General features: G+C 66.8%; 20 protein-coding genes. 17 read left to right on the top strand and 3 right to left on the bottom strand.

Translation table 11 applies throughout. From position 1 onward, the window contains the following. The first annotated feature begins 11 nt into the window (after positions 1–11). From AZSP09_RS07525 to AZSP09_RS07485, 9 genes are all read left to right on the top strand, one after another. A complete protein-coding gene (locus tag AZSP09_RS07525) occupies positions 12–821 on the top strand; it encodes a FadR/GntR family transcriptional regulator (protein ID WP_130458994.1) in 810 nt (269 codons plus the stop codon). After that, complete coding sequence (locus AZSP09_RS07520; RefSeq protein WP_152089643.1) at positions 814–2,274, top strand: FAD-linked oxidase C-terminal domain-containing protein; 1,461 nt, start codon at positions 814–816, stop codon at positions 2,272–2,274. The genes AZSP09_RS07525 and AZSP09_RS07520 overlap by 8 nt, the downstream gene beginning before the upstream one ends. Continuing rightward, positions 2,271–3,371 (top strand): glycolate oxidase subunit GlcE, encoded by a 1,101-nt coding sequence (gene glcE / locus AZSP09_RS07515; RefSeq protein WP_152089642.1) that lies wholly within the window; start codon positions 2,271–2,273, stop codon positions 3,369–3,371. Before AZSP09_RS07520 ends, glcE begins: the two co-directional genes overlap by 4 nt. Before the next feature lies 1 nt (position 3,372). Beyond that, positions 3,373–4,635 carry a glycolate oxidase subunit GlcF gene (gene glcF / locus AZSP09_RS07510; RefSeq protein WP_152089641.1) on the top strand — a complete coding sequence of 421 codons (1,263 nt, stop codon included), beginning with the start codon at positions 3,373–3,375 and terminating at the stop codon, positions 4,633–4,635. Positions 4,636–4,641: 6 nt separating this feature from the next. Beyond that, positions 4,642–5,538 carry an HDOD domain-containing protein gene (locus tag AZSP09_RS07505; protein ID WP_014238421.1) on the top strand — a complete coding sequence of 299 codons (897 nt, stop codon included), beginning with the start codon at positions 4,642–4,644 and terminating at the stop codon, positions 5,536–5,538. A 61-nt stretch (positions 5,539–5,599) separates the two neighbouring features. Next, positions 5,600–5,911 carry a hypothetical protein gene (locus AZSP09_RS07500; protein ID WP_014238420.1) on the top strand — a complete coding sequence of 104 codons (312 nt, stop codon included), beginning with the start codon at positions 5,600–5,602 and terminating at the stop codon, positions 5,909–5,911. Positions 5,912–5,932: 21 nt separating this feature from the next. Next, the gene (locus tag AZSP09_RS07495) at positions 5,933–6,673 is read left to right on the top strand and encodes a PP2C family protein-serine/threonine phosphatase (RefSeq protein ID WP_152089640.1); all 741 of its coding nucleotides are present in this window, start codon (positions 5,933–5,935) and stop codon (positions 6,671–6,673) included. A 68-nt stretch (positions 6,674–6,741) separates the two neighbouring features. Next, positions 6,742–7,308 (top strand): hypothetical protein, encoded by a 567-nt coding sequence (locus tag AZSP09_RS07490; RefSeq protein ID WP_152089639.1) that lies wholly within the window; start codon positions 6,742–6,744, stop codon positions 7,306–7,308. Between the two features lie 133 nt (positions 7,309–7,441). Continuing rightward, positions 7,442–7,831 (top strand): hypothetical protein, encoded by a 390-nt coding sequence (locus tag AZSP09_RS07485; protein ID WP_152089638.1) that lies wholly within the window; start codon positions 7,442–7,444, stop codon positions 7,829–7,831. A gap of 83 nt (positions 7,832–7,914) precedes the next feature. Here the strand turns inward: AZSP09_RS07485 and AZSP09_RS07480 are convergent, their stop codons facing one another. After that, entirely contained in the window at positions 7,915–9,054 is a 1,140-nt protein-coding gene (locus tag AZSP09_RS07480) for a methyltransferase (protein WP_152089637.1), read from the bottom strand. A gap of 146 nt (positions 9,055–9,200) precedes the next feature. Beyond that, complete coding sequence (locus tag AZSP09_RS07475) at positions 9,201–10,625, bottom strand: DEAD/DEAH box helicase (protein WP_152089636.1); 1,425 nt, start codon at positions 10,623–10,625, stop codon at positions 9,201–9,203. 632 nt (positions 10,626–11,257) lie between these two features. Between AZSP09_RS07475 and AZSP09_RS07470 the strand changes: the two genes are divergently transcribed. Together AZSP09_RS07470 and AZSP09_RS07465 are read left to right on the top strand one after the other, a co-directional pair. Continuing rightward, positions 11,258–11,737 carry a hypothetical protein gene (locus tag AZSP09_RS07470; RefSeq protein WP_152089635.1) on the top strand — a complete coding sequence of 160 codons (480 nt, stop codon included), beginning with the start codon at positions 11,258–11,260 and terminating at the stop codon, positions 11,735–11,737. A gap of 99 nt (positions 11,738–11,836) precedes the next feature. Further along, positions 11,837–12,055 (top strand): hypothetical protein, encoded by a 219-nt coding sequence (locus AZSP09_RS07465; RefSeq protein ID WP_152089634.1) that lies wholly within the window; start codon positions 11,837–11,839, stop codon positions 12,053–12,055. Positions 12,056–12,339: 284 nt separating this feature from the next. Here the strand turns inward: AZSP09_RS07465 and glnE are convergent, their stop codons facing one another. Next, entirely contained in the window at positions 12,340–15,123 is a 2,784-nt protein-coding gene (glnE, locus tag AZSP09_RS07460) for a bifunctional [glutamate--ammonia ligase]-adenylyl-L-tyrosine phosphorylase/[glutamate--ammonia-ligase] adenylyltransferase (RefSeq protein ID WP_152089633.1), read from the bottom strand. 158 nt (positions 15,124–15,281) lie between these two features. On the opposite strand from glnE, the gene AZSP09_RS07455 reads away from it, so the two are divergent. The 6 genes from AZSP09_RS07455 to AZSP09_RS07430 all read left to right on the top strand — a co-directional run bounded on the left by AZSP09_RS07455 (position 15,282) and on the right by AZSP09_RS07430 (position 24,060). Then, on the top strand, positions 15,282–19,259 hold the full coding sequence (locus AZSP09_RS07455) for a YhdP family protein (RefSeq protein WP_152089632.1): 3,978 nt from the start codon (positions 15,282–15,284) through the stop codon (positions 19,257–19,259). Continuing rightward, entirely contained in the window at positions 19,240–20,073 is an 834-nt protein-coding gene (locus AZSP09_RS07450) for a carbon-nitrogen hydrolase family protein (RefSeq protein WP_014238411.1), read from the top strand. The genes AZSP09_RS07455 and AZSP09_RS07450 overlap by 20 nt, the downstream gene beginning before the upstream one ends. A gap of 99 nt (positions 20,074–20,172) precedes the next feature. Next, positions 20,173–21,612, top strand: a complete 1,440-nt coding sequence (gene tldD, locus AZSP09_RS07445; RefSeq protein ID WP_152089631.1) for a metalloprotease TldD — start codon at positions 20,173–20,175, stop codon at positions 21,610–21,612. A gap of 214 nt (positions 21,613–21,826) precedes the next feature. After that, a complete protein-coding gene (locus AZSP09_RS07440) occupies positions 21,827–22,330 on the top strand; it encodes a hypothetical protein (protein WP_152089630.1) in 504 nt (167 codons plus the stop codon). 699 nt (positions 22,331–23,029) lie between these two features. After that, complete coding sequence (locus tag AZSP09_RS07435) at positions 23,030–23,758, top strand: hypothetical protein (RefSeq protein WP_152089629.1); 729 nt, start codon at positions 23,030–23,032, stop codon at positions 23,756–23,758. Between the two features lie 20 nt (positions 23,759–23,778). Next, positions 23,779–24,060, top strand: coding sequence for a hypothetical protein (locus AZSP09_RS07430; RefSeq protein WP_152089628.1), 282 nt, complete (start codon positions 23,779–23,781; stop codon positions 24,058–24,060). Positions 24,061–24,098: the final 38 nt, after the last annotated feature.

Below are 24,098 nucleotides of genomic sequence, written 5' to 3'. Positions count from 1 at the left end.
AGACAACTTTCATGGCCGCTTCCCCATCCCTTGCCAGCACTGCCGCCCCGGGTTCCGCCCGGGGCCGTGGCGTGGGCCCTTCGGCCGGGCTTTCCGCCGACATCGGGGCGGCCCTGGAGCAGCGCATCCGCAGCGGCGCCTATGCGCCGGGGGCGCGCCTGCCGACGGAAATGGCCCTGGCCGCCGAGTTTGGCGTTTCCCGCGCCGTGGTGCGGGAGGCGGTGGCCCGCCTCAAGGCCGACGGCTTGGTGGCCTCGCGCCAGGGTTCGGGCATGAGCGTGGCCGCCCGGCCCGACAGCGGCAGCTTCAAGCTGGCCCCGGGGACCCCGGCGGGGGAAGCCCTCAGCCACATCTTCGAACTGCGGGCCCTGGTGGAGACCGGGGCGGCGGAACTGGCGGCGCGGCGCCGCACCCCGGCCGACCTGGCGGCCATGTACGCGGCCCTGCAGGCCATGGGGGAGGCGGTGCGCCAGGGCGATGACGGCGCCGAGGACGACGACGTCTTCCACCAGGCCATTGCCGCCGCCACCCACAACCCGGAAATCCGCCGCTTCGTCAGCTTCCTTTCCGCCCAGTTTTCCGAAAGCCGCCGTCCCACCTGGGATGCAGCCGGCCATGCCACGGGCCGGGCTGCGGCGGCCCAGGCCGAACACGAACGGCTCTACGCCGCCATCGCCGCCGGCGATGCAGCGGCGGCACGCCAGGCGGCGGCCGGCCATCTTTATCAGGCGGCGGCCCGGGTGGGCGCGGCGCCCCAAGCAACCTGTCTTGAAGCCAAGCTGGCCGTGGGTCCAGCGCACGAGGAGAACGACCATGGGTGACCGTCTGCCGGACAGTCCGGATTTCGCCGTGGACCAGGCGGCCCTGCTGGCCGCCCTGGGGCGCATCCTGCCCCCGGGCCGGGTCTACGGGGAGCCGGAGGACCTGCGTCCCTACGAATGCGACGGCCTCACGGCCTACCGCAACCTGCCCCTGGCGGTGGCCCTGCCGGAGACGGAGGCGGAGGTGCAGGCCATCCTGCAGCTGTGCCACCGGCTCCAGGTGCCGGTGGTGCCCCGGGGCGCTGCCACGGGCCTTTCCGGCGGTGCCATGCCGCACCACCAGGGCCTGCTGCTGTCCCTGGCCAAGTTCAAGAAAATCCTCAAGGTGGACCCGGTGGCCCGTACCGCCCTGGTCCAGCCCGGGGTGCGCAACCTGGCCGTGTCCGAGGCCGCCGCGCCCTACAACCTCTACTATGCGCCGGACCCTTCTTCCCAGATCGCCTGCACCATCGGCGGCAACGTCTCGGAGAACTCGGGTGGCGTGCATTGCCTCAAGTACGGCCTCACCGTGCATAACGTGCTGCAGGTGCGGGGCTACACCATGGCCGGCGAGCCGGTGACCTTCGGCAGCGCCGCCCTGGATGCTCCGGGCTTTGACCTGCTGGCCCTGCTCAACGGCTCCGAAGGCATGCTGGCGGTGATCACCGAGGTGCTGGTGAAGCTGACGCCCAAGCCCCAGGTGGCCAAGGTGGTGCTGGCCTACTTCGATTCCGTCACCAAGGCCGGCAATGCGGTGGCCGATGTTATCGCCGCCGGCATTATTCCCGCCGGCCTGGAAATGATGGACAAGCCCGCCACCCACGCCGTGGAGCCCTACGTCAAGGCGGGCTACGATCTCGACGCCGAGGCCGTGCTGCTGTGCGAATCCGACGGCACGCCGGAGGAGGTGGAGGAGGAAATCGCCGCCATGCGCGCCGTGCTGGAAAAGAGCGGCGCCACCTCCCTGCGGGTCTCCGCCAACGAGGCCGAGCGGCTGCGCTTCTGGGCCGGGCGCAAGGCCGCCTTTCCCGCCGTGGGCCGCATCACCCCGGACTACCTGTGCATGGACGGCACCATTCCGCGCAAGCGGGTGGCGGAGATGCTCACCGCCATCGCCGCCATGGAGAAGAAATACGGCCTGCGCTGCGCCAACGTCTTCCACGCCGGCGACGGCAACCTGCATCCCCTGATCATGTACGACGCCAACCAGCCCGGCGAACTGGAGCGGGCCACCGCCTTCGGCGCCGAGATCCTGGAGCTGTCGGTGGCCCTGGGCGGCTCCATCACCGGCGAGCACGGCGTCGGGGTGGAGAAGATCACCCAGATGTGCGCCCAGTTCACGCCGGAGGAGCTGGCCCGCTTCGAGGGCGTCAAGCAGTCCTTCGACCCGGCCGGCCTGCTCAACCCGGGCAAGGCCATCCCCACCCCGGCCCGCTGCCGGGAGTATCGCCAGACCCGTGGAGAAAAGGCATGAGCCAGGTTTTCGAACAACAGTGCCGGGAGCGCATCCTGGCCGCTTCCCCCGGCGCCCCCCTGCTGCTCCGGGGTGGCGGCAGCAAGGACTTCTACGGCCGCCCGGTGCAGGGCGACATTGTCGACACCCGCAGCCATCGCGGCGTGGTGGCCTACGAGCCTACCGAACTGGTGGTGACGGTGAAGGCCGGCACGCCCCTGGCCGAGCTGGAGGCGGTGCTGGCGGAAAAGGGCCAGTACCTGGCCTGCGAGCCGCCCCATTTCGGCCCTGATGCCACCGTCGGCGGCATGGTCGCCGCCGGCCTCTCCGGCCCCCGCCGGGCCCAGGCCGGGGCGGTGCGGGACTTCGTCCTCGGCGTGCGCCTGATGGACGGCCAGGGCCAGGTGCTCGACTTCGGCGGCCAGGTGATGAAGAACGTGGCCGGCTACGACGTGCCCCGGCTTCTGGCCGGCAGCCTGGGGCAGCTGGGTCTGCTGCTGGAAGTATCCCTCAAGGTGCTGCCCCGGCCCGTGGCCGAGGCCACCATCCGCCTGGAAACCTCCCAGGCCAAGGCCCTGGCCCTGATGAACCAGTGGGGCGGCAAGCCCCTGCCCATTTCCGCCACGGTGTGGAGCGACGCCGGGCACCCGGACGGAGAGGCAATCACGGTGCGCCTTTCCGGCGCCCGTGCCGCCGTCGCCGCAGCCCAGGCCGCTCTTGGCGGCACCCTGGTGGAGGCTGGCGTCGCGTCTGCCTTCTGGGCCGGGGTGCGGGAACAGACCCATCCCTTCTTCGCCGGCGCCGGCGGTGCCAACGAGCCCGCCCTGTGGCGCCTCGCCGTGCCCTCCACGGCGCCCCAGCTGGACCTGCCGGGGCGCACCCTGGTGGAGTGGGGCGGCGCCCAGCGCTGGCTGGTGTCCGACGCCGAGCCCCGGCGCATCCGGGAAACGGTGGAAAAGGCCGGCGGCCACGCCACCCTGTTCCGCGGCCCGGCAGCGGCCCGGGACCAGGCCTTCCACCCCCTGGCCTCGCCCCTGCTGGACATCCACCGCCGCCTGAAAGCCACTTTTGACCCCCGCGGCATCTTCGCCGCCGGGCGCCTCTACGAGGGCCTCTGAGATGCAGACCCAACTCGCCGATTTCATCAAGGACACGCCGGCCGGCAAGGAGGCGGACGCCATCCTGCGCACCTGCGTGCACTGCGGCTTCTGTACCGCCACCTGTCCCACCTATCAGCTGCTGGGGGACGAGCTGGACGGCCCCCGGGGCCGCATCTACCTGATCAAGCAGGTGCTGGAGGGCGGCCCGGTGACCGAGCGCACCCGTCTGCATCTGGACCGCTGCCTCACCTGCCGCTCCTGCGAGACCACCTGTCCCTCCGGCGTGAAGTATCACCGCCTGCTGGACATCGGCCGCCAGGTGGTGGAGGAACGGGTGCCCCGGGGCGGTCTGGAAGCCTTGACCCGCCTGGCCCTCAAGGAAGTGCTGCCGCGGCCCTGGCTGTTCAACCCGGCGGTGGCCGTGGGCAAGGTGTTGAAGCCCTTCCTGCCCTCCGTCCTCGGCGACAAGATTCCCGCGGCCGCCGGCGGGCCGGCCAAGCCCCGGCCCACGGCGGTGCGCCAGCGCAAGGTGCTGGCCCTGGCCGGCTGCGTGCAGCCCGGCCTGGCGCCCAACATCAACGCCGCCGCGGCCCGGGTGCTGGACCGCCTGGGCATCCAGATGATCGAGGAGCAAAAGGCCGGCTGCTGCGGCGCCCTGCGCTTCCACCTCAATGCCCAGGAGGCGGCCCTGGACGACATGCGGCGCAACATCGACGCCTGGTGGCCCCACGTCGAGGCCGGCGCCGAGGCCATCCTCATGACCGCCTCCGGCTGCGGCGCCCACGTCAAGGAATACGGCCACCTGCTGCAGGACGATCCGGCCTACGCCGCCAAGGCGGCCCGCATCGCCGAGCTGACCAAGGACGCGGCCGAACTGGTGCTGGCCCAGAAGGAAGCCCTGCTGCCCCTGCTGGCCCACCAGCCGGCGGCCGGGCGCAAGGTGGCCTTCCACTCGCCCTGCACCCTGCAGCACGGCCAGGGCATCCGCGGCGTGGTGGAGGAGCTGCTGGCCGCCGCCGGCTTCACCCTCACCCCGGTGGCCGACAGCCACCTCTGCTGCGGTTCGGCGGGCACCTACTCGATCCTGCAGCCGGAACTCTCCAAGCAGCTGCGGGACAACAAGCTCTCGGCCCTCGGCGCCGGCCTGCCGGAAGTGATCGCCACCGCCAACATCGGCTGTCTCACCCACCTGCAGAGCGGCGGCGCACCTAGGGGGACTCCTAGTGCCGTGCCGGTGCGGCACTGGGTAGAATTGCTGGAAGAGCAATTACCCCAGACTTAAGGCCCCATGACCTCCTCTGCCTCCGCCGCCGCAACGGTCGAATCCGTCCCTGAAAGCCGTCTGCAAAAGGACGAGAAGACGCTGCAGCGGCTGCTGTCCCAGGGCGTCAAGCTGCCGCCCCAGCCCAAGGTGGTGGAGGAACTGGAGCGGTTGCTGCGCAGCGACGAGGCGGACCTGCGGGCCCTGGCCAGGGTCATTTCCCAGGATGCGGGCATCACCGCCATGCTGTTCAAGGCGGTGCAGTCCTCCGCCTACCGCCAGCACCAGCCCTTCGACAACCTGGAGAAAATCCTCCAGGCCATCGGCCTCAAGCAGACCCTCAACCTGGTGCAGGCCATCGCCCTCATGGGCGCCAACAAGGTTTCCAAGCACCGCAAGGCCTACGAGCGCTTCTGGAGCCGCTCCCAGACCATCGCCCAGCTGGCCATGCTGATCGCCGACGAACGGGTCATGGTGTGCAACGTCTTCCCCGACCAGGCCTACCTGGCCGGCATCTTCCACGACTGCGGCGTGCCCCTGCTGATGGAGCGTTTCCCCTCCTACTGCCGGGCCATGCACCTGGAGGAGAACGACACCTGGATCGACCTGCTGGAAGAGGACAAGAAATACCAGGCGGACCACTGCGTCGTCGGCTATTTCGTGGCCCGCCACTGGCACCTGCCCGAGTTCATCTGCGAGGCCATCCGCTTCCACCACGACCTGCCCCAGCTGGTGCCGGGCGACTCCCGCAGCCTGGCGGCCATCATCCAGCTGGCCATCCACGCCTACCACCAGTATCTGCACCTGGACGACCCGGACTGGGGCCGGGTGGTGGAGGACGTGCAGGAGGAACTGGGCATCCATGCCGACGACCTGCCCGAATACCTGGACGTGCTGCTGGAGCGCTTTCAGCACCAATCCTGACTCGGGGCCGGCCCCGGCGCTATAATCGTCCGGAAAAACCATCCCCTGAAGGACAGCACCCTTGAATACGGCCACCTTTATCGACGCCAACGGTCAGGAACGCCCCGACCGCCGCGGCAACAGCAAACTGCGCAATGTATTCGACGCGGTGTATGTGCAGATCGAACCCTTCTTCGACCCCAAGAACACCTGGGGCGGCCACTCCCTGGAACACCTGGCCTTCCGCGTGGTGCGTGACAGCCACCCGGAACTGACCCAGCAGGAAGTGCATCAGGTCATCGTCGCCGCCACCCGGGTCTTCCACAGCCGCAATCCCCACATGGCGGGCAAGGTGCCCAGCGCCGAGGAAATCAAGGACAAGCTGCTCGGCTAGGCACGGCCCCGGGAGCCTCTCATGGCGCTGACCCTGGATGCCTGCGTCGCCCAGCATCAGGGCGACCGCAAGGAACAGCAGGACCGGGTGGGGCTGGTGGCCCATCCCCGGCTCAAGGGCACGGTGCTGGCCGTGCTGGCCGACGGCATGGGCGGCCACACCGGCGGCGCCCTGGCGGCCGAGCAGGTGGTGCATACCGCCCAGAACAACTTCTCCAGCTACGCCCCCAAGGATGAGGCCGCCGGCGACCTGCTGCGCACCGCCATCCACGAGGCCCACCTGCTGATCCGCACCAGCCGCTTCCTCAACGAGAAGGACCCCCACAGCACCGCCGTCATGCTGGTGCTGGAGCCCGGCGGCGCCACCTGGGCCCACTGCGGCGACTCCCGCCTCTACCACTACCGGGGCGACCGGCTGCTGCAGCACAGCGCCGACCATTCCTACGTCGAGCATCTGGTGCGGGCCGGCAAGATCACGCCGGAGCAGGCCCTGATCCACCCCAACCGCAATGTCCTGCTCACCTCCCTGGGCGACAAGGACGATCCCAAGATCGACGTGGGCCAGGCCGAGGTCCAGCCCGGCGACAACTTCCTGCTCTGCTCCGACGGCCTCTGGGCCTATTTTTCCGACGCCGAGATCGGCGGCGTGCTGGCCGCCTTCCCGGCCCGGGAAGCGGCGGAAATCCTCATCAACCGGGCCCGCCAGCGCTGCCAGGGGGAGGGCGACAACTGCTCCCTGGCCATCCTCCGCCTGCTGCCCTGAGCCGTCCGCCGCCAGGCCTCTGGCATGGAAATCGCAAATGCATGGCCGTCTTCCCCCCGGAGCCGGTCATGAACATCGCTTCCCTCAACAGACTCTACGCAACCTACAGCACCGCCTCGGCCACGCCCGTAAAGGCCGCCGCCACTGACGGTAGCAGCGCTGCCACCCAGACGGCGGCCGCCAGCAACCTGCCCCAGGAGTTGCCGCCCCTGGAGTGCCCCACGCCCGCCTCGGTGGCCGCCGCCAAGGAAAAGTTTGCCGCCAATGCGGCAGAGAAGTTCCGCCAGGCCGGCATCCAGGTGCCACCCGAGCCCGTGCTGACGCCGGACCGCATGGGCTACGTCAGCGTCGCCAACGATCACCCGGACAAGGCCAGGATCGAGCAGTTGTTCCATGAAGACACGGAGCTGCGGGACCAGTTCGCCGAGGTGGCTTCCGGCGAAGAGATGCTTCATGCCGCCCAGGGTTATGAGGAATACGCCGCCCGCTATGGGGCGCTGCAGGGCAATCCCACGGCCCAGGCCGCCCTGGTGGAAGCCCGCATCGCCTACAACAACCAGAGTTTCTACATCACCCTCAAGGGCGACGGCGGCACCGAGACCTTCTTCGGCGGCCTGCAGGGCGTAACGGCCTGAGCTTTGGTCAGCCCGGGGATTCGAGGTTTATCAGCGTTTCTTGATATTGATTCTGGCGTTACGGGGTTGGACGGCCTAGATTGAGCACAGGAACAGCCGTGTCATGCCAACCTAACCGTGGAAGGATTCGATCATGAAAACTCCGACTCTCTGTGCCGTTTCCGCCCTCCTGGGCGCCCTGCTGCTGCCCGGCCTGGCCCAGGCCGCCGATACCGCCAAACAGGCGGCGCCGGCCAAGCAGGAGCAGATTTACGGCAGCCAGCTGATGACGCCCCAGGAGCGCCGGGAACACCGGGCCAAGATGCGCAGCGCCAAGACCGCCGAGGAGCGGGAAAAGGTGCGCCTGGAACACCACGAGGCCATGCAGGCCCGGGCCAAGGAAAAAGGCGTGACCCTCCCCGAGGTGCCGCCGGCCCGGGGCGGCGGCATGGGCCCGGGAGGTGGCATGGGTCCCGGCGGTGGCGGCATGGGTCCGGGCGGGGGCGGTATGGGCCCCGGCGGCATGCGCAACGCCAATCCCTGAAACAGTCTCCCCTCAAGGCAAGGGCCGCGTCACGACGCGGCCCTTTTGCGTTGACCGGCCCGGGGCGGGCCCTGCTGCCGGCGCTAAGCGGCCCGCAGGCGCCACAGGGAGGTGACTTCGGCGGCCCGGGCGGCGTGCAGGGGATCGTCGGCATCCCGGGTCTTGCCGTGGCTGGGGCGGATGTCGTGGCGGGCCGCCACTTCCAGGCCGGCGGCGGCGATCCAGTCGAGCAGCTGCTGGCGGGAGCGCAGGCCCAGGTGCTCGGCCAGGTCGGAGATGATCAGCCAGCCTTCGCCGCCGGGCGCCAGATGGTCCTTGAGGCCGGCCAGGAAGCCGCGCAGCATGCGGCTGTCCGGGTCGAAGACGGCGTATTCGATGGGGGAGCTGGGCTTGGCCGGCACCCAGGGCGGGTTGCACACCACCAGGGGCGCCCGCCCCTCGGGAAAGAGGTCCCGCTGCTGCAGTTCCACCCGGGCGGAGAGGCCCAGGCGTTCCAGGTTTTCCCGGGCGCAGGCCAGGGCCCGCGGGTCCAGATCCGTCGCCACCACCCTGGCCAGGCCCCGCTTGGCCAGCAGGGCGGCGATGACGCCGGTGCCGGTGCCGATGTCGAAGGCCAGGTCCGAGGCAGGAAGGGGGGCCTGGGCCAGCAGTTCCAGGTATTCGCCGCGCAGGGGCGAGAAGACGCCGTAATGGGGGTGGATGGTGGCGCCCAGGGCCGGGATGGAGACGCCCTTGCGGCGCCATTCGTGGGCGCCCACCAGGGCCTGCAGTTCCCGCAGGCTGACGACGAAGGGCTCCCCGGCCGGGCCGTAGGCCTCAGTGCAGGCGGCGCTGAAATCCGGCGCCCGGCGCAGGTTCACCCGGTAGTCGGCGTCCACGGCGATGAGCAGCATGGCCAGGATGCGGGCCCGCTGGCCCTGGGCCTGGCGGTGCAGATGGAAGGCTTCGGTGAGTGAGGCCGGCTTGCTGGCCTTGCCTTTGCCCTTGGGCTGCTTGCGCTCGATGCGCCGGGCCAGGGCCTGCAGCAGCTGGCGGCCGTTGTGGAAGTCGCTGCGCCAGAGAAGAGCGGTCCCCTCGCAGGCCAGGCGGTAGGCCTGGTCGGCGTTGAGGGTGTCGTCGGCCACCAGTACCCGCTTCGGCGGCGGCAGCCCGGCCTCGGAGCGCCACCGGGCGGTGTGGGGCTGGCCGTCTTCCTGCCAGTGGAGGAGGGGAGTGTCGCTCATGGCGTTCGGTCCGCAATGAAAAAGGCCACCGGGGTGGCCTTGCCTGACTGAGTGGCTATCGGGTCGGGGGCGGGGAGAGCACCGTTACGCCAGACTGATGCTCTCGGTGATCTCGGTGCCCTCTGTGGCTAGGATCTTGCCGTCGCTCAGCGCTTCCCCAGGCCGCCCAGGAGGGCCGCCACCATGGGCTTCTTCGGCTTGTGGGGATCGGGCTTGCCGACCGGGGTGTGGGCCGCTTCCTCCTTGCTCGGCACCGTGGCCGGGGCGGCCTTGGGCTCGTAGGGCTTGGAGAAGTCGAAGCCGTCCTTGGCGATCATGTTGTTGCGCTTCACCGGGGGCTTGCTGCGGCCGGCCACGGGCTGGGACGGGGCGTGGGTCTCGTGGGCCCGGCGCTTCTTGCCGCTGCCGGGGGGGTATTCGTAATCCATCTCCGGCTCGAAGCCGGCCACGGCCACCTGCTCGATCTGCATCTTGATCAGCTTTTCGATATCCGCCAGATAGCCGACCTCGTGGGCGCAGACCAGGGAAATGGCGTTGCCCTGGCGGCCGGCGCGGCCGGTGCGGCCGATGCGGTGCACGTAGTCTTCCGGCGTGTGGGGCAGCTCGAAGTTGATGACGTAGGGCAGGTGGTCAATGTCCAGGCCGCGGGCCGCCACGTCGGTGGCCACCAGTACCTTGCAGCCGCCGTTCTTGAAGGCGTCCAGGGCCTTGATGCGCTCGTTCTGGGACTTGTCGCCGTGGATGGAGTCGGCGGCGATGCCGGCCCGCTCCAGTTCCCGGGCCAGACGGCCACAGCCCTGCTTGGTGCGCATGAAGACCAGGGTCTGGGTGATTTCGCCGGAGCGCAGCAGCTTGATCAGCAGGTCCTTCTTGCGCGTCTCGGCCACCGGGTGCACCCGGTGGGTGATGGTGTCGTTCACCTGGTTGCGCCGGGCCACTTCCACCAGGATCGGCGACTGCAGCATGGTGTCAGCCAGGCGCTGGATCTCGTTGGAGAAGGTGGCGGAGAAGAGCAGGCTCTGCCGGGTCTTGGGCAGCATGTTGAGGATGCGCTGGATATCGGGGATGAAGCCCATGTCCAGCATGCGGTCGGCCTCGTCCAGCACCAGGGCCTGGACCTGATTGAAGGAGACGCTCTTCTGTTCCACGTGGTCCAGCAGGCGGCCCGGGGTGGCGACGACGAACTCCACGCCCTTCTTCATCTCGGCGATCTGGGGCTTGATATCCACGCCGCCGAAGAGGCAGATGGAGCGGAAGTGGGTGTACTTGGTATAGGACTTCACCGACTCATACACCTGCAGCGCCAGTTCCCGGGTGGGGGCCAGCATCAGGGCGCGCACCGGGTGCTTGGCCGGCGACGGGCTGGCCGTATCGAGGTGCAGCAGGCGCTGGATCAGGGGCAGGGTGAAGGCGGCGGTCTTGCCGGTACCGGTCTGGGCGCAGGCCTTGAGGTCCTTGCCCTGCAGGACCAGGGGAATGGCCTGCTGCTGAATCGGGGTTGCTTCGGCGTAACCCATCTCGGTCACGGCCTTAAGAATTTCGGGCGCCAGGCCCAGTTCGTCAAAACGCAAAGGGGGCGTCTCCGCAGAAAAGTAAATGTGGCATCAAGGACATAGGGCCGGGATTATACACCCATGCGCGCCGGAGGCCGGAATGGGGGAAATGGGTCGTTTGCGGGTGCCGGCCTGGGAGGCAGGCGGGATGGGCTTCTCCGGCATGGCCTGGCTGGGAGGGGCGTGGGGATTGGGTTGCGGGGCAAGGGGCTGGGGCGATTCCGGTAAGGCCCGTGGCCGGGTTGATGCCCAGGTTTGCCGGGGAGGGAAAGTGCAGTGTTTTGACCTAGTCACTCGACATACTTTGGGTGGCTGATTATGCTCACGGCCTGGAGTCTGTAGGCTGCAGCTACGCCATGTTTGTCGTTTTGCTATCGATGCGCATAAGCAGCTGATTTGCAAAAATCCCTGGGGCAGCGTTGTTTTCAGGTGATGCGTTGCCGGTGTTATACGGCGGTGCGCCGATTTAGATGGCGCGACGACGGAAAAACGCCGTCTTTTATTAGTTGCTATCAGGTCAGGAACTATGAGCTACCCAGTCAGGCGCCTTGTTGGAAACGGGATTCCGCCGGCTAACCGGGAGCGTTCAGGATTTTTCTCGCCAGCTTATACGGCAGATATGCCGTCTACTTCACGTTGGGGGTCTTGATATGTACTCCGAAATCACCGCTGCTATTCAAAGCACCAAGACCGCTATCGAGCTTGTCAAGGCTGCTCATGGGCTGTCCAATTACAGCGAACTCCTAACTGCGGTTACAGCCGTTCAAATAAAGCTCACGGACGCAATCGCTTCTGAGTTGGCAAGCCAAGAGAAGCAGGCGGCGCTCGCCGAGCGAGTGCGCGAACTTGAAAAGCAGATTGCTGAGATTGAAGACTGGAAGAGTCAACTTCAACGGTACGCGCTTTTTCAATTCACAACTGGAGCCCTTGCCTACGCTCTGAAGCCAGGATATGAGAACGGCGAGCCGATGCACTATCTTTGTACCGCCTGCGTGGACAAGAAAAAGAAAACCACATTGCAGCCGCAAGGCCGTTTTCTTCATTGCCCGGAGTGCAAAACGGACATTGCTACTGAAAAATCCAAACCCATAAATCGCAATAGCCGGGGTAGCTCGTGGATGTCGGTTTGACCCCAAATCCTGCGGTCAAGGCGCTCCCTCCGGTCGCTGGGACGCTGCGAGATAAAGCGCCGCGCGGCGCCCCTTACCTTCGACGTTAGGCATTTTCTCATGCAGGCAGTCAGCTTCTGGTCATTCATTACCTTCGCGCTTGCACATTTGATCGTAATTCTTTGCAACCAAAACGCACTGAGAAAGGAGTCCGGCTCGGTCATCCAAATCGTTTTCCGGCTGGCAAAGCGTGGTGGCTTTTTGGGGTTGGCCTACTCGGGTACCTTTATTCTGATGCTCATCTCTGGTCTGGCAACGAACCTGCTCCCTTTGTCGTGACCATAGGCGCAAATACCAAATGTCACGCGCTCGTGTTGGTCGTTGCATGACACGAATGGCCATTCAAATCTTTGCAATTGCAGGCTGGTTTTCGCTTAAAAAAACACTCGTAACAGGGGGAATAGCAAGACTTGCAATTTTCCCGGTTGAGGTTACCCCTCACTGTCTGGGTGCTTCGTCAGCATGTCGTTTCTGCGTGACTGGGTTTGGACAAAAAAACAAAGCCGCCGGATTCCCGGCGGCTTTTTCCATTTCAGGCCCGCGGCATCCGCCGCTCCTAGCCCTTACCCCTTGAACACTTCCTCCCACAACGCCCGTACCGCGGCGATGCGTTCGGCTACGGACTCCCTTGCCACCCGGCTCTTGGGGCTGCCGTTGAGGCGTTTGGCGTGTTGCAGGCGGCGGTAGTCGCGGTAGGCGTTTTGCACCGGTTCGGCCAGGGCGGCGGGGATCAGGCCGAGGCGGGCGGCGATGCCGAGGAGGGCGATGTTGCCTAGGTTGCCGGTGAGTTCCGGGTGCTCGTGGGCGTGGCCCAGCACCAGGTACTGGATGATGAATTCCACGTCGATGATGCCGCCCGGGTCCTGCTTGATGTCGAATTCGCCCCGGGCCACGGTTTCGGCATCCGAGGCGTTGGCGTCGATCATCTTCTGGCGCATGGCTAGCACTTCTTCCTTGAGCTTGGTCCGGTCCCGGGGCTGGCGCAGGATTTCCTCCCGGATGGCGTCGAAGCCCCGGCCCACGTCCGTATCGCCGGCGACGAAGCGGGCCCGGGTGAGGGCCTGGTGTTCCCAGACCCAGGCGCTGTGCAGCTGGTATTCGCGGAAGGAGGCGAGGGAGGAGACCATGAGGCCGGAATCGCCGTTGGGGCGCAGGCGCAGGTCGGTCTCGAAGAGCAGGCCGGCGGGGGTCTGGGAGGAGAGCCAGGTGTTCACCCGCTGGGCCAGGCGGGCGTAGACCTCTTCGGCCTCCTGGGCGGTGTCCTTCTTTTCGTCGAAGAGGAAGATGATGTCCAGGTCTGAGGCATAGCCCAGCTCCTTGCCCCCCAGCTTGCCGTAGCCGATGACGGCGAAGACGGGCTCTTCCCGGTGCCGGGTCTTGAGCTTGCCCCAGCACAGGCGCACCGTCTCGGCCACCATGATGTCGGCCAGTTCGGTCAGGTGGTCGGAGATTTTCTCGATGCTGTGCAGGCCGGCCAGGTCCTGTGCCAGCAGGCGGAAGACCTGGGCGTGGTGCATTTCCCGCAGCAGGTCCATTTCCCGTTCCGTATCGCCGGCGCATTCGTCCAGGGCCCGGCGCAGTTCGCGGCGGAAGCGCTGCCAGTCGGTGGCCACTTCCAGCAGGCGCGGGTCCAGCAGTTCATCCAGCAGGATGGGGTGGCGGGTCAGGTATTCGGCGGCCCAGCTGGAGCCGCCGATGAGTTCGGCCACCTTCTTCAGGGCCTGGGGATACTGCTGCAACAGGGCCAGATAGGCGCCGCGGCGGCCGATGGCCTCGAGGAAGGCGAGGCAGCGGGAGAGGGTCAGGTCTGGCGTCGGCGTCGCCGCGGCGGCTTCGATCAGGCGCGGGCCCAGGGCGTCCATGCGTTCCCGGTTGCTGGCGGGCAGCTGCTGGTAGCGGGCGCCGTCGCGGAAGGCCTGCAGCCGTTCCAGGGAGTCCTGCACGTCGGCAAAGCCGAGGCCGGCGAATTTCTCCTGGGCGCCGTCGCATTCCAGGGCGCCCTGCCACAGGGCGGTGAGGGTCTCGCTCTGGGAGCTGGGGGCCTCCGGTTCGGCAAAGACGGCCTCGAAGTGCAGGGAGACCCGCTGGCGATGGCCGTCGAGCACGGCCAGCAGGGCAGGGTAGTCGGGAAAGCCCATGGAACGGGCGATGCGGGCCTGGCCCTCCGCATCTTCGGGCAGGCTGTGGGTCTGCTGATCGGCCACGTACTGCAGGCGGTGTTCCAGGCGGCGCAGGAAATCGTAGGCGGTGCTCAGCTCGTCCACCGCCTCCTGGGCCATCAGGCCCCGCTCCGGCAGCAGGGCCAGGACCTGCAGGGTTGGGCGGATCTGCAGGGCGGTGTCGCGGCCGCCGCGGATCAGCTGGAAGACCTGGGCGATGAATTCGATTTCCCGGATGCCGCCGGGGCCCAGCTTGACGTGGTTGGCCATGTCCTTGCGCGCCACCTCGCGGCGGATCTGGGCGTGCAGGTCGCGCATGGCGTTGATGGCGCCGAAGTCCAGGTACTTGCGGAAGACGAAGGGGCGGCCGGTCTGGCTCAGCACCGGGCCCCAGTTGTTCACGTCGTTGGCGCCGGCGTTCATCACCCGGGCCTTGATCCAGGCGTAGCGTTCCCACTCCCGGCCCTGGGTGATGAAGTAGTTTTCCAGGGCGTCCAGGCTGCACACCAGGGGGCCGGACTCGCCGTTGGGGCGCAGGCGCATGTCCACGCGGAAGACCTGGCCGTCGGCGGTGAGGTCCCCCAGGGCGATGATGAGGCGCTTGCCCAGGCGGTGGAAGAAGTCGTAGTTGTCCACCTGGCCGCCGCCGTCGGCGCGGCCGGCGGTCTGGCCTTCTTCCGGATAGACGAAGATGTAGTCCACATCGGAGGAGACGTTCAGCTCCCGTCCGCCCAGCTTGCCCATGCCCACCACCAGCAGGCGCTGGGGCCGGCCCTGGCTGTCCAGGGGTTCGCCGTACTGCTGCACCAGGCTGCGGTGTACGAAGTCCAGGGCGAAGTTGGTGGTGATGTCGGCCAGCAGGGTCATGGTTTCCACCACCTCCTGCAGGGGCGCGGCGGCGGCCAGGTCGCGGATGATCAGGTGGGCCATGACCCGCTGGCGCAGGCGGCGCAGCACCGGCTTGAGGGCCTCCTCGTCGGCCGGGGCGGCCTGGGCGATCCACTCCTCCAGGTCGGCGGCGGTGAGGGGGCGCTGCCAGGATTCGGCCAGGATCGGCACCAGTTCGCCGCGGCAGGAGAGCAGTTGGCGCAGGTAGGCGCTGTGGTCCAGGGCGGGTTGCCAGGCGGCGGGAAAAGTCGTGTCGGCGGCAGGGGCGGGTGCGGCGTTATTGTTGGAATCGTTATTCATCAGGGAATCATCCGGTTATATCCGGGGTTTCCGGGGGTGGCTGGGTTAAAATCCACCCCTTCGCCCAGAACTTGCCATTGTAGTGACCCGCCCAATACCTTTGCAAAGCGCCGCCGCCATCGTTGCCGCCGCCTCCGCCCTGTTGCCGGTCGAGGCCCATGACTGATTCCGTCCTGCGGTCGGCCCTTTACCACCGCCTGCACGCCCTCCTGCCCTTCCTCGTCAGCCCCCGGGCGCGCCAGTTCTGGCGCCGCGCCGGCCGCCTGGCCCTGGTGGCGGGGGTGGTGGTCTATTTCGTCTTCGCCTTCCTGGTGCTGGCCCTGCGCTACTGGGTGCTGCCCAACGTGGGCAACTACCGGGCCGACATCGAACAGGCGGTGAGCCAGGCCGTCGGCCTGCCGGTCACCATCGGCCACATCGACGCCGGCTGGCGCGGCCTGCGCCCCGAGCTGACCCTGGCCGACGTGCGGGTGGCCGACAGGCAGGGCTATCCGGCCCTGGCCTTCGAGCGGGTGGAGAGCGTGCTCTCCTGGTGGAGCGTGCCCCACCTCTCGCCCCGCCTGCACCTGCTGGAAATCAGCGAGCCGACCCTGCTGGTGCGGCGCCTCGCCGACGGCCGCTTCGAGGTGGCCGGCATTCCCCTGGAAGACGGCAAGAGCGACGGCAGCGCCCTGCACTGGGTGCTGAGCCAGGAGCGCATCCACATCAAGGACGCCACCATCGTCTGGGAAGACCTGCAGCGGGGCGCCCCGCCCCTGACTCTGGAGGCGGTGAATTTCCTCCTGGAGAACCGGGGCCGCCGCCACCGCTTCGGCCTCTCTGCCCTGCCGCCGGCGGAACTGGCTTCCCGCCTCGACCTGCGGGGCGACCTGCGGGGCTCCGATCCGCAGCAGCTGGAGGACTGGAGCGGCGAGCTGTACACCGAATTCGTGCACACCGACCTGGCGGCCTGGCAGGCCTGGGTCGATTACCCCGTTTCCCTGCCCCAGGGCAGCGGCGCCCTGCGCCTGTGGCTGGAGGTGGAAAAGGGCCTGCCCGTGGCGGCCACCGCCGACGTGGGGCTGCAGGACCTGCGCCTGAAGCTGGCCAAGGACCTGCCGGAACTGGACCTGCTGCGCCTGGCGGGCCGCATCAGCGGCGAGCGGCGCAACGGCGACACCCGCTTCTCCGGCAAGCGGGTCGGCCTTGCCACCCGGGACGGCACCAGCCTGGAACCCACGGATTTCGCCTTCTCCTGGCAGGAGGGCGGCCTTTTCTCCGACCGCCGCCGCGGCAGCGCCGCCGCCACCACCCTGGACCTGGGCGCCCTGGCGGCCCTGGCCGAGCACCTGCCCCTGGGGGCCGAGGTGCGCCAGTGGCTGAACGACTACGCCCCCCGGGGCCTGGTGCGGGACCTCAAGGCCAGCTGGACGGAAAACGAGGGCAAGCCTCAGGACTACAACCTCAAGGCCCGCTTCGACGGCCTCGGCATCAAGGCCAGCAGCCGCTTCCCGGGCTTTTCCGGCATGAGCGGCACGGTGGACGCCGGGGACCGGGGCGGCAGCCTCACCCTGCGCTCGGCCAAGGCCCAGCTGGAACTGCCCCAGGTCTTCCCCGATCCGCGCCTGGCGGTGGATGCCCTCAACAGCCAGGTCAGCTGGAAGATCGACGGCAGCCGCCTCGACGTCAGCCTGGACAGCCTCACCTTCAACGGCCCCGACGCCACCGGCTCGGCCCAGGGCACCTACCGCCTCAGCGGCGACGGCCCCGGCAGCATCGACCTCACCGCCGGCATCAGCAAGGCCGACGGCACCGCCGTCTGGCGCTACATGCCCAAGGTGGTGTCCCAGGATGCCCGGGACTGGCTGAAGAGTTCCATCACCGGCGGCACCGCCTCCGAGGCCAAGCTGGTGCTCAAGGGCGACCTGGCCCGCTTCCCCTTCCTCGACCCCAAGGACGGCCAGTTCCTGGTCACCGCCCGCATCAACGGTGCCACCCTGGAATACGCCTCCGGCTGGCCCCGCATCGACGACATCCAGGGCTCCCTGCGTTTCGAGGGCGCCCGCATGCTGATCGAAGCCAAGAGCGCCAAGCTGCTGGGGGCCCGCCTCTCCGGCGTCAAGGCCGAGATCGCCGACCTGGAGGCGCCGGAGGAGTTGCTCAGCATCACCGGCAAGGCCGAAGGCCCCACCGGCGAATTCCTCAAGTTCATCGACCAGAGCCCGGTGGGCAACAAGATCGACAACTTCACCGACGGCATGAAGGCCCAGGGCGAAGGCCGCCTCAACCTGCAGCTGGAACTGTTCCTGCGCCGCATGGCCGACAGCCGCATCAAGGGCGACTACGAATTCCTCAACAACCAGGTGACGGTGGAGCCGGGCCTGCCGCCCATCACCCAGGCCAACGGCCGCCTGCACTTCACCGACGCCGGCATCAGCGTCAAGGAAATCACCGGCCAGTTCCTCGGCGGCCCCATGAAGCTCTCCGCCAGCAACGAGGGCGACAAGGTGCTGGTCAATGCCTCCGGCAGCCTCACCGCCGCTGCCCTGCGCCGCCAGCTGGACCTGCCCCTGTTCGACAACGTCTCCGGCAGCGCCGCCTGGAAGGGCGAGGTGCGGGTGCGCAAGAAGACGGCGGAGCTGGTGGTGGATTCCGACCTCAAGGGCCTGGCCTCCAGCCTGCCCGAGCCCTTCAACAAGAGCGCCGCCGCCGCCCTGCCCCTGCACCTGGAGCGGGGCGCCCTGGCCGAAACCGCCCCCCGCAAGGGCGCGCCGGCGCCGGTGGCGAGGGAACAGGTGAAATTCACCCTGGGCAAGCTGGCCAGCGCCCACATCATCCGCCGCCGGGAAGCCGCCGGCCCGGTCACCGAGCGCGGCGCCATCGCCATCGGCGAAGGCCTCAGCCTGCCCGAGCGGGGCCTCGCCCTGACGGTGAACCTGCCCAGCGTGGATGCGGATTTCTGGCGCAAGGCCCTGACCCCGGTCAACGGCAACGGCACTAGCGCCAGTAGTGGCGGCAGCGCCGCCGCCGGCGAGTCGGCGGCGCCCCTCTCCCTGGCGGTGCTGAAGACGCCCCTGCTGGACATCTCCGGGCGGCGCCTGCACGACGTCACCCTGAAGGCGGCGCCCGCCGGCAACAGCTGGCAGGTGGAGGTCAACGCCAAGGAAGCCGCCGGCCAGATCAACTGGGACGGCGCCGGCCAGGGCAGGGTCAAGGCCCGCCTCAAATACCTTACCCTGCCGGAAAGCACGCCCCAGCAGGAAGCCATGCAGCGCCTGGGCGAGGCCGAGAGCCAGGACGAACTGCCGGGCCTGGACATCGTTGCCGACAGCTTCACCCTGGGCAGCCGCCGCTTCGGCAAGCTCGAACTGCTGGCCCGCAACGAAGGCCGGGTATGGCGCCTGGACAAGGTGCTGCTCTCCAGCCCGGACGGTTCCATCAACGGCAAGGGCCTGTGGCGCACCGATCCCCGGGGCGCCCACCGCACCGACGTGGAATTCAAGCTGGAAGCGGGGGATGCCGGCAAGTACCTGGACCGCCTGGGCTTCCCCGGCACCCTCAAGCGGGGCAGCGCCACCCTGGCGGGCAAGCTGGCCTGGAACAACACGCCCACCACCCTGGACATTCCCAGCCTCTCCGGCGAGGTCAAGCTGACGGCGGAAAAGGGCCAGTTCGCCAAGGTGGAGCCGGGCATCGGCAAGCTCATCGGCCTGCTTTCCCTGCAGTCCCTGCCCCGGCGCATCACCCTGGATTTCCGCGACGTCTTCTCCGAAGGTTTCGCCTTCGACAATGTGGAGGGCACCTTCAAGGTGCAGAATGGTCTGATGAAGACCTCTGACCTCAGCATCGACGGTCCGGCGGCCAAGGTGGGCATCAAGGGCGACATCAACCTGGACAACGAAACCCAGAACCTGCGGGTGCGGGTGCAGCCGGCCCTGGGCAGCTCCGTGGCCCTGGGCACGGCGGCCCTGGTCAATCCGGTGGCCGGCGTGGCCGCCCTCATCGCCCAGAAAGTGCTGCAGAATCCGGTGGACCAGATTTTTGCTTTCGAATACGCCGTCACCGGCAGCTGGGAAGACCCCAAGGTGGAAAAAGTATCCGCCGCCAAAGCCGATAAATCCGAGAAGGCCAAGACCGATGAATCCGCCAAGCCCTGAGCGCCAGAAGACCGAAAATGCCCTGATCGCCGCCGTGCAGCTGGTGTCCGGCCCCCGGGTCGCCGACAACCTGGCGGCCGCCGCCCACGGCGTCGCCGAAGCGGCGGCCCAGGGCGCCCGCATCGTCGCCCTGCCCGAGTATTTCCCCATCATGGGCATGGCCGAGGGCGACAAGGTCAAGGTGCGGGAAGCCGACGGCCACGGCCCGATCCAGGAATTCCTCGCCGCCACGGCAAAGCAGCACGGCATCTGGCTCATCGGCGGCTCCATTCCCCTGGAGGCGAAGGACGCGGCGAAGGTGATGAATTCCACCGTGGTCTACGACCCGGCCGGCCAGCGTGTGGCCCGCTACGACAAGATCCACCTGTTCGGCTTCCAGAAGGGCCTGGAGCGTTACGACGAGGCCGCCTCCATCGAGGCCGGCAGCGAGCCGGTGGCCTTTGACACGCCCTATGGCCGCATCGGTCTTTCCATCTGCTACGACCTGCGCTTCCCCGAGCTGTACCGCCGCCTGGCGCCGGTGGACCTGATCGTGGTGCCCGCCGCCTTCACCGAGACCACCGGCCGCGCCCACTGGGAAATCCTGCTGCGGGCCCGGGCCATCGAGAACCAGTGCTACGTGCTGGCCGTGGGCCAGGGCGGCAAGCACGAGAACGGCCGGGAGACCCACGGCAACAGCATGATCGTGGACCCCTGGGGCACCATCGTGGACCGCAAGCTGAAAGGCCCCGGCGTGGTCCTGGGCCTGCTCGACCACGGCTGCATCGCCGAGACCCGGGCCAACCTGCCGGCCCTCAAGCACCGGGTGCTGTGACCCTTCCGTTATCCACGCAGAGCCAGGACTCGATCGCTAAAAACTCTGTGAACTCTGTGCCCTCTGTGGCAAAAGTTATTTAAGGCTTTAGGTTTCCCCATGAGCAAGATCATCAAGCAAGCCGAATCCCTGTTGCTGACCCCCTACGGCCTGGACGACAAGCGCCTGTCCGAGGTATTCGGCCAGATCATGAAGAACGACGTGGATTACGCCGACCTCTACTTCCAGTACAGCCGGGCCGAGGCCTGGAGCCTGGAGGAGGGCATCGTCAAATCCGGCAGCTTCAACATCGACCAGGGCGTCGGCGTGCGCGCCATCTCCGGCGAGAAGACCGCCTTTGCCTACTCCGACGACATCAGCCGCAACGCCCTCGGCGACGCTGCCGCCGCCGTGCGCGCCATCGGCGCCGTCGGCCAGTCGGGCACGGCGCCCAAGCTGAAGGGGCGCAAGGGCCACGGCCTCTATCCGGCCCAGGACCCCATTCCCTCCCTGCAGGCTGCCGACAAGGTGAAGCTGCTGGAACGCCTGGAAGGCTACGCCCGGGCCATCGATTCCCGCGTCACCCAGGTCATGGCCTCCCTCGCCAGCGAATACGACGTGGTGCTGGTGGCCGGCAGCGACGGCCGTCTGGCCGCCGACGTGCGGCCCCTGGTGCGGGTCTCCGTCACCGTCATCGTGGATGGCGGCAAGGGCAAGCGGGAGCAGGGCTCCGCCGGCGGCGGCGGCCGCTACGACTACGGTTACTTCAGCGAGGAAGTGCTCAAGCGCTACGCCGCCGAAGCCGTGCATCAGGCCGTCACCAACCTGGACGCCCGGCCCGCGCCGGCCGGCACCATGACCGTGGTGCTCGGCCCCGGCTGGCCCGGCATCCTGCTGCACGAAGCCATCGGCCACGGCCTCGAGGGCGATTTCAACCGCAAGGGCTCCTCCGCCTTCTCCGGCCGTATCGGCGAGCGGGTCGCCGCCAAGGGCGTCACCGTGGTGGACGACGGCACCCTGCCGGACCGTCGCGGCTCCCTCAACATCGACGACGAGGGCAACCCCACCCGCCGCACCGTGCTGATCGAGGACGGCATCCTGAAAGGCTACATGCAGGATTCCCTCAACGCCCGCCTCATGGGCGTCGAGCCCACCGGCAACGGCCGCCGCGAATCTTTCGCCCACCTGCCCCTGCCGCGCATGACCAACACCATCATGCTGGCCGGCGACAAGTCGCCGGAGGAAATCCTCAAGTCGGTGAAGAAGGGCATCTACGCCGTCAATTTCGGCGGCGGCCAGGTGGACATCACCAGCGGCAAGTTCGTCTTCTCCATGTCCGAAGCCTACATGGTGGAAAACGGCAAGGTGCTCTACCCGGTGAAGGGCGCCACCCTCATCGGCAACGGCCCGGACGCCCTGACCCGGGTGAAGATGATCGGCAACGACCTGGGCCTGGACCCGGGCGTCGGCACCTGCGGCAAGGACGGCCAGTCCGTGCCCGTGGGCGTGGGCCAGCCCACCCTGCGCATCGACGGCCTCACCGTCGGCGGCACCGCCTGAGTACCCGGCCCGGAGGCCGCGGGCGTTGTGGTGTCGCCTTGCCGTAGTTGCGTACTGTTTACGGCGACACGCCTGGCCCGCAGCCCCGGGCCTGACGCTCAGGCTGCGTCCCCGGGGTTCCGCCGCCTGGTGTTCGCCGGGCCGGTTCCGGAACCAGGGGGCCGGCCGTGGGGTCTCTCCCTGATCCCGGCCCCGTAATGGAGGAGAAAGCATCATGACCGTGCATCGCCGCCTATTCCCGCTCCTGCTGCCCCTGACCCTGCTGGCCGGCTGCGCCAGCGCCCCTCCCGACGGCACCGCCACCCCCAAGCTGGCCCGCCTCACTCCCGAGCAGATGCAGCGCCTGGCGCCCGACACGCCCAAGCTGGGCTTTCCCGAACTGGTGGCCATGGCCAAGTCCGGCATGAAGGCCGACGCCATCATCGCCCGCCTCAAGGAAACCCAGACCCGCCTCGACCCCACCCCCAGCCAGGTGCTGGACCTGACCCGCCAGGGCTTGCCGGTGGCGGTGCTCGACTACCTGCACGAATACCGGGAAAAGGCCCTGCGGGCCGATCTGGCCACCACCCTGACGGAAAAGGAACAGCAGAACGCCCGGGAGGTGGAGGCCGTGCGGCAGCAGGAGCGGCTGCGGGCCATGCCCTACTACGATCCCTTCTGGGGTCCGCGCTGGGGGCCCTACTACCGCCGGGGCGGGGGCGTCTATTACGGCTGGTGAGCCGGATTAGCGGGGTTTGAATTGGCCGGCGCACCGGGGTGCGCCAGGAGGCAGGAAGGACGGGCATTTCCGCCGGGGTATGGTGGAGATGGCCGTCCTTTTTGTTTGGTGGCGGGGTGGGGAGGCTTTGTTACTGGGGGATTGGTTGGGCGTGGACTGTTGATTTTGCGGCTGTGTTCCGCGCCTGACGCGCGGGTTACTTATTCTTGTCTCGCCAAGAACAAGTAACCAACAAGAAGGCGACCCTCACCCCCGGCCCTGCGGGCTCCCCTGCGCTGCTCAGTCGGACGGGGCGGCTGCGGAACTCGGCCCTTCGGGCCTCAAACAGTCCTCGCCGAAAGCCCCCCGCCCGCCTTGCGCTGCTCGGCGGGGGTGGAAGGGGATGGAAAACCGGTGGCGTAGCGAAGGTGGTCGCGCCGGTTGGGGCTGGGGGGTAGTTCTTTGGGATATGCGATTTGCAACTTTTGGTTGCGATTCTGGTGTCCTGTCGGTAAGTTTGAGGCTGTCCGGTTTCACGGATTTTTAGTGAGGCCAGTAAACGGAAGGTTCGCTGAATCCGTTGCGGGACAATCGATTCGGCTGTCCGGTGTTCCAGGATATTGGACAGCCCCGTTTTTATTGGACACTTTTGTCGTCTACTACTAGTTATGTTTCTGGGAGGTTTCTGTGGGCCTAGCAAAGCAAAGATGGATGGAGCGCATGGAGGACGAGGCCTGGGAAGAAAGGGCCGAGTGGATACGCGAAAGGCTAGATGACCCAGAAGCAGATGAGGATACCGAGGGGTGGGATGAACTATCAGAAGAGTTTGATCGCGAATACCAATTTCACGACCACGATCAATACGAAGATGATTGGACTGTAGAGGGGAAAAGTCGTCTCGAAATTTTTGATGAGAATATCGAAGCAACCCTAGAAATTCTCAATCATGCAGTTAACCCAAAGTATGAAAAAAACCTGATAGTCATGCTTTTCGGGCACGTGGTTGCCACGGTTGAGGCATATCTTTCCTCAACTTTTATCCACTATGCGCTTTCCTCTGAGAGCCACATGAGGCGGCTTGTTGAAAATGACCCTGAGTTCGCCAAACGAAAATTTACAGTTCAGGAGATATTCACCAAGAGAGAAGACCTAAAGAATGACCTAAGCGAGTATCTGAAAGGGTTAATTTTTCATGACATTGCAAAGGTAAAACCTCTTTACTCCTCGGTATTGGAGGTTGATTTTGGTGAGGTCAAATGGCTTTTTCAGGCAGTTCTCATCCGTCACCACTGTGTGCATCGCGCTGGGTACGACAAAGACGGTAACGAGGTCTATCTCAGAAAAGAAGACGTAATAGCGCTAACAGATCAAGCGATTAAATTAGTTCACGAAATCGAATCAATGCTGATGAGTCTGCCGGTTGATGGAGATTTTTTCTGGAAAATTTAACGTTTCATGAGGGGCAAACAATGAAAGAACTGTCGATCACCATACATTTCCCAAGCTGCAAATCTAATGGCTTTCTCAGCGACGATTTCGAAGACGCCATAAAAGCAGAATTCGAGCTTGATCAATACAATCTCAAGTTCAATTTTTCAGCTTCTCCTTCTGATGCGTACTTCGATAGTGGTGTCAGTATCCTTTCCGTTGAAACGGGAGACTCCACTGAGGTTGCTCTTGTGCAGGGGAGAATTAAAAATGTTTTTTGCAGGCTTGTTGAGTCTGCGTCATTACCAACTTCCAAAACATAACATGGCGGTCGACCGCGCTCCCTTCGGTCGCTGGACGC

Origin of the sequence: Azospira sp. I09 (assembly GCF_009177135.1) — a bacterium.
In the GTDB taxonomy this organism is placed as follows: Bacteria; Pseudomonadota; Gammaproteobacteria; order Burkholderiales; family Rhodocyclaceae; genus Azospira; species Azospira oryzae.
This window is presented reverse-complemented; position numbering and strand designations above follow the sequence as displayed.

What these genes read in the sequence shown, in the direction of transcription:
- AZSP09_RS07525 (WP_130458994.1), top strand. Translation starts at nt 12, where the DNA reads ATGGCCGCTTCCCCATCCCTTGCCAGCACTGCCGCCCCGGGTTCCGCC.
- AZSP09_RS07520 (WP_152089643.1), top strand. Translation starts at nt 814, where the DNA reads ATGGGTGACCGTCTGCCGGACAGTCCGGATTTCGCCGTGGACCAGGCG.
- glcE (WP_152089642.1), top strand. Translation starts at nt 2,271, where the DNA reads ATGAGCCAGGTTTTCGAACAACAGTGCCGGGAGCGCATCCTGGCCGCT.
- glcF (WP_152089641.1), top strand. Translation starts at nt 3,373, where the DNA reads ATGCAGACCCAACTCGCCGATTTCATCAAGGACACGCCGGCCGGCAAG.
- AZSP09_RS07505 (WP_014238421.1), top strand. Translation starts at nt 4,642, where the DNA reads ATGACCTCCTCTGCCTCCGCCGCCGCAACGGTCGAATCCGTCCCTGAA.
- AZSP09_RS07495 (WP_152089640.1), top strand. Translation starts at nt 5,933, where the DNA reads ATGGCGCTGACCCTGGATGCCTGCGTCGCCCAGCATCAGGGCGACCGC.
- AZSP09_RS07490 (WP_152089639.1), top strand. Translation starts at nt 6,742, where the DNA reads ATGAACATCGCTTCCCTCAACAGACTCTACGCAACCTACAGCACCGCC.
- AZSP09_RS07485 (WP_152089638.1), top strand. Translation starts at nt 7,442, where the DNA reads ATGAAAACTCCGACTCTCTGTGCCGTTTCCGCCCTCCTGGGCGCCCTG.
- AZSP09_RS07480 (WP_152089637.1), bottom strand. Translation starts at nt 9,054, where the DNA reads ATGAGCGACACTCCCCTCCTCCACTGGCAGGAAGACGGCCAGCCCCAC.
- AZSP09_RS07470 (WP_152089635.1), top strand. Translation starts at nt 11,258, where the DNA reads ATGTACTCCGAAATCACCGCTGCTATTCAAAGCACCAAGACCGCTATC.
- AZSP09_RS07465 (WP_152089634.1), top strand. Translation starts at nt 11,837, where the DNA reads ATGCAGGCAGTCAGCTTCTGGTCATTCATTACCTTCGCGCTTGCACAT.
- glnE (WP_152089633.1), bottom strand. Translation starts at nt 15,123, where the DNA reads ATGAATAACGATTCCAACAATAACGCCGCACCCGCCCCTGCCGCCGAC.
- AZSP09_RS07455 (WP_152089632.1), top strand. Translation starts at nt 15,282, where the DNA reads ATGACTGATTCCGTCCTGCGGTCGGCCCTTTACCACCGCCTGCACGCC.
- AZSP09_RS07450 (WP_014238411.1), top strand. Translation starts at nt 19,240, where the DNA reads ATGAATCCGCCAAGCCCTGAGCGCCAGAAGACCGAAAATGCCCTGATC.
- tldD (WP_152089631.1), top strand. Translation starts at nt 20,173, where the DNA reads ATGAGCAAGATCATCAAGCAAGCCGAATCCCTGTTGCTGACCCCCTAC.
- AZSP09_RS07440 (WP_152089630.1), top strand. Translation starts at nt 21,827, where the DNA reads ATGACCGTGCATCGCCGCCTATTCCCGCTCCTGCTGCCCCTGACCCTG.
- AZSP09_RS07435 (WP_152089629.1), top strand. Translation starts at nt 23,030, where the DNA reads ATGGAGGACGAGGCCTGGGAAGAAAGGGCCGAGTGGATACGCGAAAGG.
- AZSP09_RS07430 (WP_152089628.1), top strand. Translation starts at nt 23,779, where the DNA reads ATGAAAGAACTGTCGATCACCATACATTTCCCAAGCTGCAAATCTAAT.